The organism is Vibrio sp. 11986-1-5 (assembly GCF_963878025.1).
In the GTDB taxonomy this organism is placed as follows: domain Bacteria; phylum Pseudomonadota; class Gammaproteobacteria; order Enterobacterales; family Vibrionaceae; genus Vibrio; species Vibrio injensis.
In genome coordinates this window covers 422720-438126 of the sequence record NZ_CAWNVW010000022.1, presented here as the reverse complement: position 1 = coordinate 438126, position 15407 = coordinate 422720, and the positions used below count along the sequence as shown (strand labels likewise).

The window sequence follows — 15407 nt, the reverse complement described above, 5'->3', positions numbered from 1 at the left end:
TTGATTTTATCAATGTAAAATAGTTTCAATTTCTCACTCTGTCGAGGGTTTTCGCTGTGATTGTGACGCTGATAACTCGTCATTTTCTGAGTGGTTCTCATGAGCTTATTTGGTCGCTTTTTTAACGATCGCACGAACCATGCCTTTAAAAATAAATAGATGCGCAGGCATCATGACAAACCAATAGAGAAGACCGAGAAAACCTTGTGGATGCCACCAAGCGGTAATGGTCAATTCACGTTGCTGACCAAGATCTTTAATTGCAAACTCTAAGCGGCCTAATCCTGGTCCTTTCATACCAAACAATAAAGATAAAAAGCGTGGCGGTTGACAGCGAATGACCTTCCATGAATCAATAAAATCACCGACTTGCAACTCGGTTCCTTGTGGGGTGCGTCGAATCGGCTTTCCTCCACCAAAGAATACATCGAGCCATTCACGGGTTCGCCATAATGGATTAGCAAAAAAATAGCCTTGGTGGCGCTGCCCCATGGTTTTGACCACGGCCCATAACTGTTCTGAACTGGCATCGGTGGTTATCGTAGCGCCAGTGTGCTTCGGGTAAAATCCAAATCCCGGTTGCCAGCGCTGCATAGCGCCGGGATCAAATCCCCAGACGTTACTGCGTACAAAAGTGCCTTCTTGTTCGATGGTGGATTTCACCGCATCGTAGAAATGGATCATCGTTTGTGGATAGCGCTGCTCAATAGCCTCGTTATTCGCAATAAAATCATGGGCAAGGCCATCTAATAGGGCTCGTCCAATGCTTGAAGGCACCGAGGTGACTAAACCAAGCCAGTATGAAGCCATTCTCGGAGTGAGTAAGCTGGTAGACCAAAGCCGAAAAGGTTTATTGGCTAATTGACAAATAATCTCAAACTGTTGGCGGTAGGTGAGGGTATCGGGGCCACCAGCTTCAAATTGTTGATGCTGAGTGGGCGTTTCTTGAGCAAGAGCCAGCAGATAATGATTAAGATTGCTTAACGCAATCGGATTGGCTTTTGAATCAACCCATCGTGGTGTGATCAGAATGGGTAAGTTATAAACAAAATCACGCATGATCTCGAAAGCCGCCGATCCCGGGCCAATAATGACTCCTGCTCTTAATTCGGTAATGGGGACGTGACTTTGCCGTAAAATTTCGCCGGTTTTTTGTCGAGCGGCTAAATGGTCAGAATGGCCGGATAGGGGTTGCAAGGCACTAAGATAAATGACGTGTTTTACTTGGCTCTGTTGTAAAGCATCGCGCATATTCGTGGCCAGCGATAATTCGTAGTTAATGAAATCGTCGCCTTGAGCCATGCCGTGCACCAAAAAATAGACTAAATCTGCTTGTTTGACCCAGTGGCAAGTTTGTTGTGGGTCGGCTAAATCAAGATAAATAATGGTTAAATTGTCGTGCTTAGGAGTACGGTCAGTAAAATAATCGACCTGCCGAGCCGCCGCAGTGACCTGATAACCTTGTGCCAGCAATAAAGGGATAAGTTGGGAGCCGACATAACCTGAAGCACCTAATACTAATACTTTTTTCATTTTTATTCCTTTGGATAGGTTAAGGCTTGAGCGTATAATCCTCGACCATATTGCTAAACCTTTCTTACTCGACGTTGTAGCGATACCACTTGGTGCATTGTGTTTACTCAGACGGTGAGCCATGATGGTGATTGATACGACTGAGTTTGCCTTTTTTGATCCATGTTTGCCATTGAGGTGCTCCGTTGTCCGTTGTTTCACAAGTGATATATTACACCAAAGGTGACTTTCTTCGTCGCCTGATAGCGATTGCTTTACCGATTACTTTGCAAAGCATCATGTTTTCAAGCCGTGGCTTAGTGGATGTGTTGATGCTGGGGCAACTGGGTGAAGCAGAAATAGCGGCGGTTGGTGTAGCAGCAAGAGCGACGTTTGTGACCACGATTATGCTCGTGGGAGTCACGACAGGAGGTGCGCTGTTAACTGCTCAGTATTGGGGCGCGGCGAATAAACAAGGAGTGAGAGAAAGTACGGCTTTGACTTGGTTGGTTTCGATGCTGTTTGCGGTATTGACGGTGGGTTTATTTTTGTTTTTCCCACAGCAAATTATGGCATTGACCACCGATTCGGATTTGGTTAACCAGTTGGGCAGTCAATATCTGATTATTACCTCTTTTAGCATGTTAGCGGTTGCCTGTGTCAGTAGCATGGCCGTTGGCCTACGTGCGATGCATAAGCCTGGCATTAGTACCTTTTTCAGTGGTATTGGTATTTTGGCCAACGTATTTTTGAATTGGGTACTGATTTTCGGCAAATTAGGTTTTCCCGCTCTCGGTATTCAAGGGGCAGCGATAGCAACCTTACTCAGCGGTTTTCTTGAAGTTGGCTGTTTGTATGGTTACCTATATTGGAAAAATCATCTATTAGCTTTTGGATTACGTGATGTAAAAGCGGTCATGGTTTGGCAGACCATTGAACGATTTTTGCGTCTATCACTACCAACAACGTTTAACTTTTTGGCATGGGCCGGAGGGTTATTTGTTTATCACGCCATCATGGGTCAAAGTGGAGTGCAAGGTCTGGCTGCTTTATCGGTCATGACGCCTGTCGAATCCATCTCTTTGAGTTTTTTGATTGGGATGTCCAATGCAGCCGCGGTACTTATTGGTAACCAGTTGGGTGCGAAGCAATATTATGCGGTCTATTATCAAGCGATTGGCGTCACGGTGCTCAGTTTACTGTCAGGTATACTGGTGGCGATGGTCTTATTTATTGTGCAGATCCCTATCTTAAATGCTTTTAGTGCCTTGACCGAAGAAACTCGTCTGTTGGCAGAAAAATTCATTGTTATTTTAAGCCTTGGTATTATCTTGCGCTCCGTTCCGATGACGGTGATTGTGGGGGTGCTTCGTGCTGGTGGCGACGTCAAATTTTGCCTTGGCCAAGATGTAGTGGCGCAGTGGATTATTGGGATTCCTCTCGCGGCGATTGCCGCTATTTATTTTAACGTCAAACCTGAATGGATTTATTTGTTATTTCTAGTTGAGGAAGTGATTAAATGGGCGGGGTCATTATGGCGAATGATCAGTAAAAAATGGATGCGAAATTTGATCGGAAACTAGACACATAACAACAAGTTGGTGCAATTGTATTCATATTATGTGATCTGTAGCCAAAATACTTCCTACCTGAAGGGATTTAGTGTAGATTCTCAATCCTATTTTAAGCAACGGTGTGAGCGGTTTAATGTTACAGCTGATAGACCTGAGCAAGGGTTTTGTGGATGGTGATGAGTTCCACCCTGTGTTACAAGGTGCAGAGTTGACGTTAAATCAAGGAGATCAGTTGGCATTAATGGGTGAGAGTGGCTCTGGAAAAAGCACCTTGCTTAATTTGATCGCTGGTTTAGATAGTGTCGACTCGGGAGAGATTTGGTTTCCCGGCTTTGCTATGCATAATACATCGGAGCATAAACGTACCGCTTTTCGTCGTAATAATATTGGTCACATTTTCCAACAGTTTAATCTGTTGCCGACCTTAAATGTCGCCGACAATATTCGCTTCTGTCGTCAGCTCAAAGGGCTACCCGAAGATCAAGAGTTGCTAAGACAAATTCTCTCATCATTAGATTTAATGCCATTATTGGGGCGTTATCCTGAAGAGGTGTCGGGTGGGCAACAGCAACGTGCAGCCATTGCTCGTGCTTTGTATATGGAACCAAAAATTCTTTTAGCGGACGAGCCAACCGGTAGCCTTGATGAACGCAATGCTGAAGCGGTGATGCGTTTACTGACTTCATTAACTCGACAGTTAAAATGTACCTTATTGTTGGTCACTCACAGTGAAAAAGTAGCGCAGCACATGGAAGGTTGCATTCGCCTACAAGGAGGAAGGTTGCATGTTATTGCCCGTAGTTAAAGCGTTACTTGGGCATTATCGGCGCTATCCGTTACAAATATTCCTCGTTTGGCTGGGATTAACACTCAGCGTTTCTCTATTAGTTGGCGTTACTGCTATTAATCATCATGCAAAACAAAGTTATCAGCATGGTGAAAAGCTGTTTACTCATCCTCTTCCTTATCGCATTCGTCCTAAACACATTGCTAACAAAATTCCTCAAGGCTTTTATGTTCAGTTACGTCGGGAAGGCTTTCATCAATGTGTACCTATCGACCATTATCGCTTAACCACAGCAACCGGGACAGAATTCACTCTTTTAGGGATTGATCCGGTGGCGATGTTACCTCTTAATAATCGTCAACCATTCAATGAAATTAGTACGTTAGCCTTATTTAAACCACCACATCCGATTTTAGTCAGCGATGGTTTTGCAACGTTACAAGGTTGGAGCAATGGAGACTACATTCCATTACAGGATGGTAGTTTGCTCGGTCCGCTATTAATTGATACTAATGGCTTGATCAATGGCACACGAGTCGTTGCTGACTTGTCATTGGTGCGCAGCATCCGCCAAAGTTCCGGTTTATCGGTGATTGCATGCGGTGATATGCCGAAAGAGAAATTGCAGACATTAACCGATAGTTTGCCTAATGGCATGGCGTTGGTACGTACAACGCGCAGTGAGTTAGAGTCACTAACACGAGCTTTTCATATGAATTTAACGGCGTTAGGGATGCTCTCTTTTATCGTCGGTATGTTTATTTTTTATCAAGCCATGTCGTTATCATTGATTCAACGTCAACCACTTGTTGGCACCTTAAGGCAAACGGGAGTGTCGGGCTGGCAATTAGCACAAGCATTATCGATTGAATTGTTTGGTTTGATTTTAATCAGTTGGGCTTGTGGTAATGTCTTAGGTTTGGTACTGGCTAATCAATTATTACCTTCAGTGTCTGCTAGCTTAAGTAATCTGTATGACGCGAATGTTGGTCTTTCTGTTGGGTGGGACTGGCGCTGGAGTAGCTATAGTTTATTGATGGCGACTTGCGCCGCTTTAGCGTCTTGTGCTTGGCCGTTAATTCGTTTGCTCAAGTCTCAACCTATCCGTTTAACCACGCGTTTATCCATGGTTCGTTTTGCTGGTGCAGAATTTACTTTGCAAGGATTCGTTGCTTGTGGCTTGCTTGTTTCAGCGATTGCGATTTATCAGGCGCCGAAAAGTCAAACCTCTGGGTTTGTGATCATCACTTTAATGCTATTGAGTGCCGCGTTGTTAACGCCTTATTTTATTTGGAAACTATTTATCAGCTTTTCTTATACTTTACGGGGAGTAAAAGCACGCTGGTTTTTTGCTGATGCAGCAGCGAGTATGAGTTATCGAGGGGTGGCGACGATGGCGTTCATGCTAGCGATGACGGCGAATATTGGTGTAGAAACCATGGTGGGTAGTTTTAGAGATACCACGGATAAGTGGTTGAATCAGCGATTAGCTGCAGACATTTATCTCTATCCAACTAATAGTGCTGCGGTACGAATGACACAGTGGTTAACTCAGCAACCGGAAGTGCAAGAGGTGTGGCATCGTTGGGAAAAAGATCTCGCCAGTGATAAAGGCATGCTGCAAATTGTTAGTACAGGTGCTTCTGAGGGGGAGCGGCAATCATTAACGATTAAAGTAGGGGTTCCGGATTATTGGTATCTTCTTCATCAATCTCGCAGTGTAATGATCAGTGAATCGATGGCGTTACGGCTTGGCATTCGGCCGGGTGATTATCTCGATTTATCGATGCCTTTAGGGCAACATTGGCTAGTGGTCGGCGTGTATTACGATTATGGTAATCCTTACCATCAAGTCATGATGTCTCACCAAAGTTGGTTGCACGGCTTCATGAGCAGTGGCAACGTCTCTTTGGCGGTGACGCTACACTCTGAAAAGGCGACGGAAGGCGAGGCATTACTAAAGCGTTTAAACAATGTCTTTCGTCTTAATTCTGAACGTGTGTTTGATAACAGCTCTATTCATCATCAAGCCATGAAGGTGTTTGATCGTACTTTTGCCATTGCCGATAGTTTGAGTAGTATTACGCTGTTTATTGCGGTGTGCGGGATTTTCTTTGCAACCTTAGCGGGTGAAGTTTCCCGTCAGCGGCATATCTCCCTTCTGCGTTGTTTAGGCGTATCCGGAAAAGAATTAGTGGTGATTGGTGCATTACAGCTATTGGTGTTTGGAATAATAGCGTTGTTGATCGCTTTACCGCTCGGTTTAGCATTGGCAACCTTAGTGATTGATGTGGTGATCCGTTACTCATTTGGATGGAGTATTGAACTGCAAATGATGCCAGCGGCTTATGCAAAAACGGCTATGTTATCGATGTTGGCGTTGATTATTTCTGGAGCGCTTCCCGTGATGCGTTTGGTTCGTCAGTCTGCGATTAAATCATTAAGAGACGCATTATGAGTAATACTATGAATCACAAGCGATGGCTGATAGTGGTTGTTTTGGTCGCACTTGGTTCATTGATTGGATTCCTTGTCAGTCATTTTTTGACCTCATCGACTGACCGTTTGTCATCAGTGACTCATTTCATCGATGAGCAACAGGCTTTTGCTTTTCCCTCTGCCGATAATCCCGTGCGTTTGCCACAAGATTTCGCTTTGCATCCCCAGTATCAACATGAATGGTGGCATGTTTTTGCTAATGTACAAGATGAACAGGGACAAGAGTACGGGATAGTATGGAATTTCTTTAAGTTGGCGAACGATTCCGAGCAAGGAGTAGGGTGGCAAAATTCACAGCTATTTTTATCGCACGTTGTGGTGGCTAATGCTTATCAAGTTTGGAAGGAGCAGCGTATTGCTCGTGGAGGTATTGGTCAAGCTGATGTAACGACTCCGCCATTCCGTATGTGGATCGATAATTGGCACTGGCGATCACTCAGTGCTGGACCATTACCGAGTCAGTTAGATATTGCAACCGATACCTTCGAGTTATCCATGCATATGGCACCGAAAGGCCCTTATATTCTACCAGGTCAACAAGGGTATCAGCGCCGACAGAATCATGATTCAGCACTCGCTTCTTACTCGGTGTATGCTCCATTTGTGTCGATTCAAGGGACATTACGCTTAACACCGAATACACAATCGATCGCTGTTCGTGGTCAGGCTTGGATCAGTAAAGAGTGGGGTAGCCGGTTAATAGACCAAGAGCAACAAGGTTTAGACTGGTTTGTACTGTATCTTGATCCGCAGCGTACCTTAAGTATCACTCGACATCGTTATCCGAATCAAAGACCTCACATTTATGGCACCTTGGCGACGAAAGAAGGAAAAGTGACTCATTTAACCGAACAAGAGATCAAGATGATACCACTTCCTTCACGTAAGCTTGCTAATGGAAAAACGTTACCTTTACAGTGGCAGGTTGTGATTGATCAAGAAAATATTGATATCACCGTGAGCCCACTGAACGCGAATCTTTGGTTGGATTTTACTCAGCCTTATTGGCAAGGCGCTATCCATTCTCAAGGCTCACATTCGGCTCGTGGATTTATGCAGTTAACCGGATATTAGCTTGGTTATCAGTGGCGCATTGTTATTGACAGCTTGATGAGTTATTTCATGCCCAGAGTGTCATCCTTTGGTTAGCCAGTCTTCTAGTTCTTTCTCCATCTTCTAGTTTTGCCTTGTATTGGTCGCTATAAGGCTATCTGTTCATTTCATGGCGCCTTGACTTTTACGATATTCGGAAATTCTTGGTTTTATGTTAATTCTGTTATTTCAATTTCATGATAAATAAGTGTTTTTATTTTATAGCTAATGGATTGTTTCTTATTAAACATATTTTATTACACTCTTTATGAATGAATTAACAACGGAAATTACGTTACTTTTGTCTTTATAGATCGGATTTTCCGATGTGTAATTTCACTAGAAGCGATTTTTCAACCGAGCAGTGAGTGGGTAGACTCAATCTTATCTTCTTGTACCTGATTTAGTTGGTTTAGTGTCACTAGGTGCATTTCATCGTTGATTCTTATCATCACAAAGGACGATATCCCCATGATACGCATGATTCGTAGTTTCTTTAAAACAGAAGCCGCGGGTGGAGTGTTATTAGTTATGGCTGCGATTGCGGCTATGTTGATCGCCAATTCACCTGTTAATGAGCTTTATCAGCATGCTTTGCATGCTTATGTCTTCGGTATGTCTCTCTCTCATTGGGTCAATGATGGGCTCATGGCGATTTTCTTTTTATTAATTGGCCTGGAAGTAAAACGCGAATTAATTGAAGGATCGCTAAAATCAAAAGAGCAGGCTTTATTCCCAGCCATTGCTGCTCTAGGAGGAATGTTAGCTCCAGCTCTGGTTTATACTTGGTTTAACTCTGCCGATCCTACTGCAAGCCAAGGTTGGGCGATTCCCGCGGCAACTGATATTGCTTTTGCTTTGGGGATCATGGCGTTACTGGGTAATCGAGTGCCTGTCAGCTTGAAAGCTTTTTTATTAGCGTTAGCGATTATTGATGACTTAGGGGTGATTATTATCATTGCCCTGTTCTATACCAGCGAATTGTCGAGTTTAGCATTAGGATTGGGCCTACTGACGGCGGGAGGTTTATACTTGCTCAATCGTTACAACGTCACCTCATTGCCGCCATACTTGATACTGGGTGCGATATTATGGTTCGCCGTTCTACAATCGGGTATTCATGCGACTCTTGCTGGGGTAATGATTGGTTTTGCGATTCCTTTACGGGGTAAACAAGCCGGATCTTCATCACCATTAAAGCACTTGGAACATCGATTACATCCATGGTCAACGTTCGCTATTTTGCCATTGTTTGCTTTTGTAAATGCGGGGATTTCGCTAGAAGGAATATCGTTAGCGGGATTAACATCAACGCTGCCTGTTGGTGTGGCGTTAGGGCTTTTCGTCGGTAAACCGCTGGGCATCTTTACCTTTAGCTGGATCTCCGTCAAATTAGGGATGACAAAGTTACCCGAAGGCATTGATACTCGCCATATTTTTGCTGTCTCGGTGTTATGTGGTATTGGCTTTACGATGTCGATCTTTATCTCATCGTTAGCGTTCGGTCACGCTCATCTTATTTTGGATAATTATGCCCGTTTAGGTATCTTGATTGGCTCAACGGCGGCGGCACTGGCTGGGTATATTATGTTACGTGCTACGCTTCCGAAAAAAGTATTGCTTGATGAGCCTATTTTGATTGAGGAGATAAAAGCGAAGTACTAATCACTGAGCTTTTTGCCAGTCTAATCGATGGATTAAACATAGTGTGATTGGATAGTGACTTAATGTTTCAAGAGATTGCTATCCTATGGTATTCGAGCCTTATTTAAGGAGATACTAGGGCTTGTTGATGATTCAATCGTAGTTATCGGTGAGAGCAGTAACGTTAGCTCTAGCTGCTGATCGGTCTCGATTCATCGGCTCTATTTTGCTTTGTGTCTGCACTTGATGATTGACATAAAAACCGTTTGAAACGGTCAATATACACTCAGAAAGCATAAAACTTTGTTTTTATGCTTTCTTGTTTTAGGGAGAGTAAGCTACTCTTCATGTAAGTTATTTATATTAAAGTATTAACCTTGTAGGGGAATACATAATGCTGTTCGCCATCGCCGTTCAGCTTTATTTTTAGTGTGGTTGTCATTTAATCACTTGCATTAGGGAAACGAACCCTTGTTGTCTACAGCAGGATTTCGACGTTTGGAGGTCATTAGATGCTATTAGCATTAATGTCAGGTTTTATTGTTGCTTTTTTTGTACCTTGGCTGTACCGCCAATTAGGTGATCGTGCAGTATGGTGGGTTGCTCTGCTTCCTGCTTTACTGTTTGTGTATTTCTTAGGCTTTGTCCCACAGGTCACGGCTGGGCATAGTTTATTATTCTATTACGATTGGATTCCGTCATTAGGCATTTCACTGGATATTCGGCTTGATGGACTGAGTTTATTATTCGCGTTACTGATCAGCGGTATCGGTACTTTAGTCGTCGTTTACGCGGGTAGTTACCTGTCAGGTCACGCGGATCAACGTAAACTGGTGATGTATCTTTGTGCATTCATGGGGGCGATGCTTGGTGTCGTGTTAGCTAATAACATCATGGCGATGTTTGTTTTCTGGGAACTAACCAGCATCACGTCATATATGTTGATTGGTTTTCATCATGATCAAGAGAAATCACGTAAATCTGCACTACAAGGGCTATTTGTTACCGTGGGCGGTGGCCTTGCATTAATGGCGGGAGTGATACTACTCGGTCAGATTGCTGGTACTTATCAGTTGGATCAAATTGTCCGTCAAGGGGCGGAAATCCAGCAACATAGCCTATTTCTACCGATGATGTTACTGGTGCTGGCGGGCGCATTCACGAAATCTGCCCAGGTGCCGTTTCATTTTTGGTTACCAAACGCTATGGCGGCTCCTACACCTGTAAGCTCGTTTTTGCATTCCGCAACGATGGTAAAAGCTGGTATCTATTTGATGGCTCGTTTACAGCCCGTCATGGCCGGAGACAGTACATGGATGATGTTGCTTGTTAGCGTCGGTGGATTGACGATGTTAGTTGGCTCTGTGATGGCGGTAACGAGTACCGATCTCAAACGTATTTTAGCTTATACCACGGTTGCTTCTTTAGGCACCTTAACCTTGTTAATCGGGATTGGTACGGAAGCGGCGTTAATTGCCGCCATGGTGTTTTTATTGGCCCATGCACTGTACAAGGGCGCTTTGTTTATGGCCGCAGGTACGGTTGACCATGAGACAGGAACTAAAGACATTCGTCAGTTGAGTGGTTTACGGCGCAGCATGCCACAGACGGCGATTTTTATGTCGCTGGCGGCGTTAGCTTTAGCGGGTATTCCACCGGTTTTCGGTTTTATTGCTAAAGAAGCGATGTTAGAAGGATTACTAACCAGTCCATGGCAAAGCGCACTACTGTTTGTGGGGGTAGTCTCTTCTATCTGTTTAGCGGCTTGTGCTGGATTAGTGGCGATTAAACCGTTTTGGGGACCAGTGATCACAACCCCTAAAGAGGCTCATGAAGCTCCTTTTGCCATGCGGGTCGGTTTTTCACTCCTCGCCAGTTTGGGTTTAATCTTTGGTTTGATTCCATCATTAGTATCACCACTCATTACGGTTGCGGCCTCGGCAGTCTCAGGGCAGGGGATTGACCCTATTTCTCTCGCATTATGGCATGGATTTAATTTGCCTTTATTGCTCAGTGCCGTCGCATTAGCAGGAGGCTATTTACTCTTTAAATGTTGGAGCCGTTTAGCGCCTACAGCCGGTTTAGCTAAGCCTTTACTTAACTATGGCCCAGAAAAAGGCTACGAACTCTTTATGCAAGGGTTGGTTATTTTTTCTAAGTGGTTAACGGGACGTGTGCAAAATGGTTATCTCTCCAATTACATTTTAACCATCTTTATTACCACCATTGTATTAGTTGGCTACACCATTGCCACGCGCGTTGGTTGGTACGGGACGTTAGATTTTTCTGGGGTGGAGATTTATGAAATTCTGATCTCGGGCATTATTATTGCGGTGGTCAGTTATGCCTGTATCACTTCACAACGTTTAGGTGCCGTTGCAGCGATTGGTGCATTAGGTTTTAGTATGGCGTTGATCTACGTCTTCTTTAGTGCGCCTGATTTGGCGATCACTCAGATACTGATTGAAACGCTAACGGTCATCATGTTGGTCTTTGTATTGTTCAAATTGCCGCGTTTTCAACGTTTATCAAGTTCCGATGTACGTTGGCGTGATGCGCTTGTCGCGATCGTCTTTGGCGGCATGATGACATTGTTAGTGATGACCGTGACTCAATTTGCCGAACCCGATAGGATCAGTGATTACCTAATTGAAAACAGTTATGTGATCGCAAAAGGACGCAATATTGTTAACGTGATACTGGTTGATTTCCGAGCGCTAGATACCTTGGGTGAACTGTTTGTCCTTGCCTTAGCTGCTATAGGGGTAACGGCGATGATCAAGTTGGAGAAAAATAAACCATGAAAACGGATAGCGCGTTAATTCTACAAGTCGCGGCACGGTTTCTATTACCCATGCTGTTGCTGTTTTCGATCTTTTTATTGCTGCGTGGGCATAATGAACCCGGTGGGGGATTTATCGCTGGTCTCGTTGCATCCAGTGCTTTTGCTTTGCATCTGTTTGCTTTTACTCCAGTCCAGACTCGACGTCTGATCGGTGTTGATAGTTCACAACTGATGGGCGTTGGACTAATGATTGCCATGTTTAGTGGCGTGATTGGTGTGATTTTATCTGGCAGTGAATTTTTAACCAGCGTCTGGTGGACGGTTTATCTACCAGGTGTCGGTGAATTGAAACTGAGTACGCCATTGTTATTTGATATTGGGGTTTATCTGGTCGTGATTGGTATGGTGACGACGTTATTACTGACCCTTGCTGAAGTGGAGGATTAATTCATATGACCACTTTATTTGCTTTCGTCATTGGTGGCCTTTATGCAGCGGCACTATTTATGATGTTACGTCGCAGTATTGTTAAGCTCGTGATTGGTTTAATGATTTTATCTAACGCCGCTAATTTACTGATTTTTACTGGCGGCGGATTAGTACGGGGAGCTCCTCCGTTGATCCCAACGGGGATGACGGTTCCGTTTGCTGACATTGCCGATCCACTGCCACAAGCTTTGATCTTAACGGCAATTGTGATCAGTTTTGGCGTACTGGCTTTTGCTGTAGTACTGATACATCGTGCCTATAAAGTTATTGGTGCGGATGACATGAACAAAATGAAGACGACAGATACTCAATTATGATGTTATTAATGCCTATTCTTATTCCTATGTTTGCAGCGGCATTATCGATGGTCATTTGGCGTCATCGAAAGCTGCAACGTTGGGTTAGTGTGCTTTCCAACTCCACACTGTTGATTGCTACGTTGATTTTATTCCATGACGTTTACGTCAATGGAATTCAAGTCACGTATTTGGGGGGATGGCAAGCACCGTTTGGTATCTCCATGGTCGCCGATTTACTGGCGGTGACGCTGGTGACCTCTTCTGCTTTTGTTGCGTTATGCGTTTCCATTTATGCTTTGGCAACGATGAGCGAAGAGCACGAAGCGTTTGGTTTTTATCCTCTATTGCATTTGATGTTAGCGGGGGTTATCGGGGCTTTCTTAACTGGCGATATTTTTAACCTCTATGTTTGGTTCGAGATCATGCTGGTTGCGTCATTTGGTTTGTTGATCCTTGGTGGTGAGCGAGCTCAAATGGAAGGGGCACTGAAGTATGTAACCTTAAACTTATTGTCATCTGCGTTATTTTTATCGGCTATCGGTTTGTTGTACGCTTATGCGGGTACATTAAATATGGCCGATTTAGCGCAGAAGCTAGCGGCTTCAGAGAACCCACAGATTGTTACGTTAATCTCGCTGCTCTTTTTGGTGGCGTTCGGGATTAAAGCGGCAGCGTTTCCATTGTTTTTCTGGTTGCCAGCGTCTTATCACACACCACCAGTAGCGATTTCTGCGATTTTTGCTGGCTTATTAACTAAAGTCGGTGTCTATTCGCTCTATCGTGTTTTTAGCTTAATTTTTATCTCCGATGTGGAATTTACTCACCAGACGATTTTGTTATGGATGGGGATCTTCTCCATGGTGGTTGGTGTGTTAGGAGCGGCGGCGCAATTTGAGGTTCGACGTATCCTCGCTTTTCACAGTGTGAGTCAGATTGGCTATATGCTGTTGGGGTTAGCGTTATTCACGCCGTTAGCTATCGCAGGTGGTATTTTGTACGTTGTCCATCATATGATCGTGAAAACCAATTTATTTTTGATCAGTGGTGTGATGTATCGTCGTCATGGTAGTTATCAACTGGATAAGCTAGGTGGGTTGTACCGTAGTGCGCCTTTATTAGCTTTCTTGTTTGCTATCAGCGCGGCATCGTTAGCTGGGCTTCCACCATTCTCTGGTTTTATTGCTAAATATGTGGTGATAACTGGAGGGATTGGCATTAACCATTGGATTGCGGTAGGTTCTGCATTAGCGGTTGGCCTTCTAACACTTTATTCAATGATTAAAATTTGGGCAGAGGCTTTTTGGAAGACGTTGCCTGATGATGCGCAAACGAATTCACCGATGAGCGATAGCGAACGTTTTTGTATGTATGTTCCAATCATCCTTATGGTGTTAATGAGTGTGAGCATCGGTTTATGTGCAGAATGGTTCATTCAGCTGATGAATGCTACCGCTGAGCAGGTGATGAATCCACAAGTTTATATTGATGCGGTACTTGGAGGTCAGTCATGAAAGCCTTTGGATGGAATATGCTACTTGCCTTGGTATGGCTCATTTTATCGGGTACCTATACCATCTCTAACTTATTTGCTGGAATGCTAATGAGTTATGTGATTTTGGCTTATTTGCTACGAGATAGCCCCACTTTTAAAGCCTATTTTAAAAAATTACCGAAAGTGATCAGTTTTGGACTGTTTTTCATTTGGGACTTAATTAAGGCTAATGGGCGAGTGGCTTATGATGTATTAACGCCAACGCATTTAATGAAACCAGCAGTGATTGCGATTCCTCTCGATTTGCGAGACGAAGGAGCGATCACCATGTTTGCGACATTAATTACCGTAACACCGGGATCTTTGGCATTGGATGTGGCTACTGATAGAAGCGTGCTGTATGTCCATTTAATGTACTTCGAGAATGAAGCTCGTCAGATTGAAGAGTTCAAGCGTCTTGAAGCTCGTGTGATTGATTTACTGGGGTAACAGACTATGTTGAATATTGTTTATACCTTTTGCTTTGCCATGCTGGCTATTAGCTTGGTTTTGGCAACGGTACGTTTATTAAAAGGCCCGTCCTTGCCTGATAGGGTGGTGGCTTTAGAGTTAATGGCATCCTTAACAGTAGGTTTAGTCGTGCTTTATAGCATTCGCTATCAACAACCTTATTTTATTGATGTGGCGATTGTACTGGCCTTAACGTCGTTTATGGCTGCAGTCGGTTTTTCCCGTTATTTAGAAAAACGAGGACACAGAGACGATGACTGATTTAATTATTGCGATACTCATTCTTACCGGCTCATTTTTAATGTTGCTTGCAGGGATCGGTATTAACCGTATGCCCGATTTATTGACTCGTATGCATGCAACGACTAAAGCTGGGGCATTGGGTGTTGGCTTGATGGTGGTTGCGTTTGCTGTGGTTAACTGGGGAGACATGGCCTTTGTGGTCCGAGCCCTCGCTGTAGTGGTATTTGTTATCTTGACGGCACCGATTGCTGCTCATGTTTTAGCTCGCGCGAGTTATTTTGTTGGCGTACCACAGTGGGATGGGGTTGTGAAGGACGTAATTAAAGAGCGTTACGATCTTGAAACTCACGAACTGGCCAGTCGTCATTTACCTATCAAAGAAACCGTGTCTGCAGAGCAAGACAAAGACGATAAACGTCAAGAGTAACGGATTCCGTCCATTCTTTATCCCTCTTAATAATCAACCTCTAGCGTACTGATG

At 44.0% G+C, this 15407-nt stretch carries 13 protein-coding genes; 12 read left to right on the top strand and 1 reads right to left on the bottom strand.

Features of this window, described 5'->3' with window-relative positions:
• Positions 1-105 precede the first annotated feature (105 nt).
• The gene (locus AACS00_RS07805) at positions 106-1533 is read right to left on the bottom strand and encodes a DUF2867 domain-containing protein (RefSeq protein WP_110167023.1); all 1428 of its coding nucleotides are present in this window, start codon (positions 1531-1533) and stop codon (positions 106-108) included.
• Between the two features lie 185 nt (positions 1534-1718).
• Here AACS00_RS07805 and AACS00_RS07800 point away from each other — a divergent pair, with 185 nt between their 5' ends.
• The 12 genes from AACS00_RS07800 to mnhG all read left to right on the top strand — a co-directional run bounded on the left by AACS00_RS07800 (position 1719) and on the right by mnhG (position 15353).
• Complete coding sequence (locus AACS00_RS07800) at positions 1719-3095, top strand: MATE family efflux transporter (RefSeq protein ID WP_110167022.1); 1377 nt, start codon at positions 1719-1721, stop codon at positions 3093-3095.
• Positions 3096-3219: 124 nt separating this feature from the next.
• Positions 3220-3891 (top strand): ABC transporter ATP-binding protein, encoded by a 672-nt coding sequence (locus AACS00_RS07795; RefSeq protein WP_110167021.1) that lies wholly within the window; start codon positions 3220-3222, stop codon positions 3889-3891.
• The gene (locus AACS00_RS07790; RefSeq protein ID WP_110167020.1) at positions 3872-6331 is read left to right on the top strand and encodes an ABC transporter permease; all 2460 of its coding nucleotides are present in this window, start codon (positions 3872-3874) and stop codon (positions 6329-6331) included. Before AACS00_RS07795 ends, AACS00_RS07790 begins: the two co-directional genes overlap by 20 nt.
• 8 nt (positions 6332-6339) lie before the next feature.
• Complete coding sequence (locus AACS00_RS07785; protein WP_258306844.1) at positions 6340-7446, top strand: lipocalin-like domain-containing protein; 1107 nt, start codon at positions 6340-6342, stop codon at positions 7444-7446.
• A 489-nt stretch (positions 7447-7935) separates the two neighbouring features.
• The gene (nhaA, locus tag AACS00_RS07780; protein WP_110167018.1) at positions 7936-9129 is read left to right on the top strand and encodes a Na+/H+ antiporter NhaA; all 1194 of its coding nucleotides are present in this window, start codon (positions 7936-7938) and stop codon (positions 9127-9129) included.
• A 491-nt stretch (positions 9130-9620) separates the two neighbouring features.
• The gene (locus AACS00_RS07775; protein ID WP_110167017.1) at positions 9621-11912 is read left to right on the top strand and encodes a putative monovalent cation/H+ antiporter subunit A; all 2292 of its coding nucleotides are present in this window, start codon (positions 9621-9623) and stop codon (positions 11910-11912) included.
• The gene (locus AACS00_RS07770; RefSeq protein ID WP_040904350.1) at positions 11909-12340 is read left to right on the top strand and encodes a Na+/H+ antiporter subunit B; all 432 of its coding nucleotides are present in this window, start codon (positions 11909-11911) and stop codon (positions 12338-12340) included. The genes AACS00_RS07775 and AACS00_RS07770 overlap by 4 nt, the downstream gene beginning before the upstream one ends.
• A gap of 5 nt (positions 12341-12345) precedes the next feature.
• Positions 12346-12699: a Na+/H+ antiporter subunit C gene (locus tag AACS00_RS07765; protein ID WP_072669449.1), complete on the top strand. Its 354-nt coding sequence runs from the start codon at positions 12346-12348 to the stop codon at positions 12697-12699.
• Positions 12696-14192 carry a Na+/H+ antiporter subunit D gene (locus AACS00_RS07760; protein ID WP_110167016.1) on the top strand — a complete coding sequence of 499 codons (1497 nt, stop codon included), beginning with the start codon at positions 12696-12698 and terminating at the stop codon, positions 14190-14192. The genes AACS00_RS07765 and AACS00_RS07760 overlap by 4 nt, the downstream gene beginning before the upstream one ends.
• Positions 14189-14662: a Na+/H+ antiporter subunit E gene (locus AACS00_RS07755; RefSeq protein WP_040904346.1), complete on the top strand. Its 474-nt coding sequence runs from the start codon at positions 14189-14191 to the stop codon at positions 14660-14662. Before AACS00_RS07760 ends, AACS00_RS07755 begins: the two co-directional genes overlap by 4 nt.
• 6 nt (positions 14663-14668) lie before the next feature.
• The gene (locus tag AACS00_RS07750; protein ID WP_110167015.1) at positions 14669-14944 is read left to right on the top strand and encodes a monovalent cation/H+ antiporter complex subunit F; all 276 of its coding nucleotides are present in this window, start codon (positions 14669-14671) and stop codon (positions 14942-14944) included.
• Positions 14937-15353, top strand: coding sequence for a monovalent cation/H(+) antiporter subunit G (mnhG, locus tag AACS00_RS07745; protein ID WP_072669446.1), 417 nt, complete (start codon positions 14937-14939; stop codon positions 15351-15353). Before AACS00_RS07750 ends, mnhG begins: the two co-directional genes overlap by 8 nt.
• The last annotated feature ends 54 nt before the right edge of the window (positions 15354-15407 follow it).

Excerpts from the sequence above, each read along its gene's own strand:
- AACS00_RS07805 (WP_110167023.1), bottom strand. The coding sequence starts at position 1,533 with ATGAAAAAAGTATTAGTATTAGGTGCTTCAGGTTATGTCGGCTCCCAA.
- AACS00_RS07795 (WP_110167021.1), top strand. The coding sequence starts at position 3,220 with ATGTTACAGCTGATAGACCTGAGCAAGGGTTTTGTGGATGGTGATGAG.
- AACS00_RS07790 (WP_110167020.1), top strand. The coding sequence starts at position 3,872 with ATGTTATTGCCCGTAGTTAAAGCGTTACTTGGGCATTATCGGCGCTAT.
- AACS00_RS07785 (WP_258306844.1), top strand. The coding sequence starts at position 6,340 with ATGAATCACAAGCGATGGCTGATAGTGGTTGTTTTGGTCGCACTTGGT.
- nhaA (WP_110167018.1), top strand. The coding sequence starts at position 7,936 with ATGATACGCATGATTCGTAGTTTCTTTAAAACAGAAGCCGCGGGTGGA.
- AACS00_RS07775 (WP_110167017.1), top strand. The coding sequence starts at position 9,621 with ATGCTATTAGCATTAATGTCAGGTTTTATTGTTGCTTTTTTTGTACCT.
- AACS00_RS07770 (WP_040904350.1), top strand. The coding sequence starts at position 11,909 with ATGAAAACGGATAGCGCGTTAATTCTACAAGTCGCGGCACGGTTTCTA.
- AACS00_RS07765 (WP_072669449.1), top strand. The coding sequence starts at position 12,346 with ATGACCACTTTATTTGCTTTCGTCATTGGTGGCCTTTATGCAGCGGCA.
- AACS00_RS07760 (WP_110167016.1), top strand. The coding sequence starts at position 12,696 with ATGATGTTATTAATGCCTATTCTTATTCCTATGTTTGCAGCGGCATTA.
- AACS00_RS07755 (WP_040904346.1), top strand. The coding sequence starts at position 14,189 with ATGAAAGCCTTTGGATGGAATATGCTACTTGCCTTGGTATGGCTCATT.
- AACS00_RS07750 (WP_110167015.1), top strand. The coding sequence starts at position 14,669 with ATGTTGAATATTGTTTATACCTTTTGCTTTGCCATGCTGGCTATTAGC.
- mnhG (WP_072669446.1), top strand. The coding sequence starts at position 14,937 with ATGACTGATTTAATTATTGCGATACTCATTCTTACCGGCTCATTTTTA.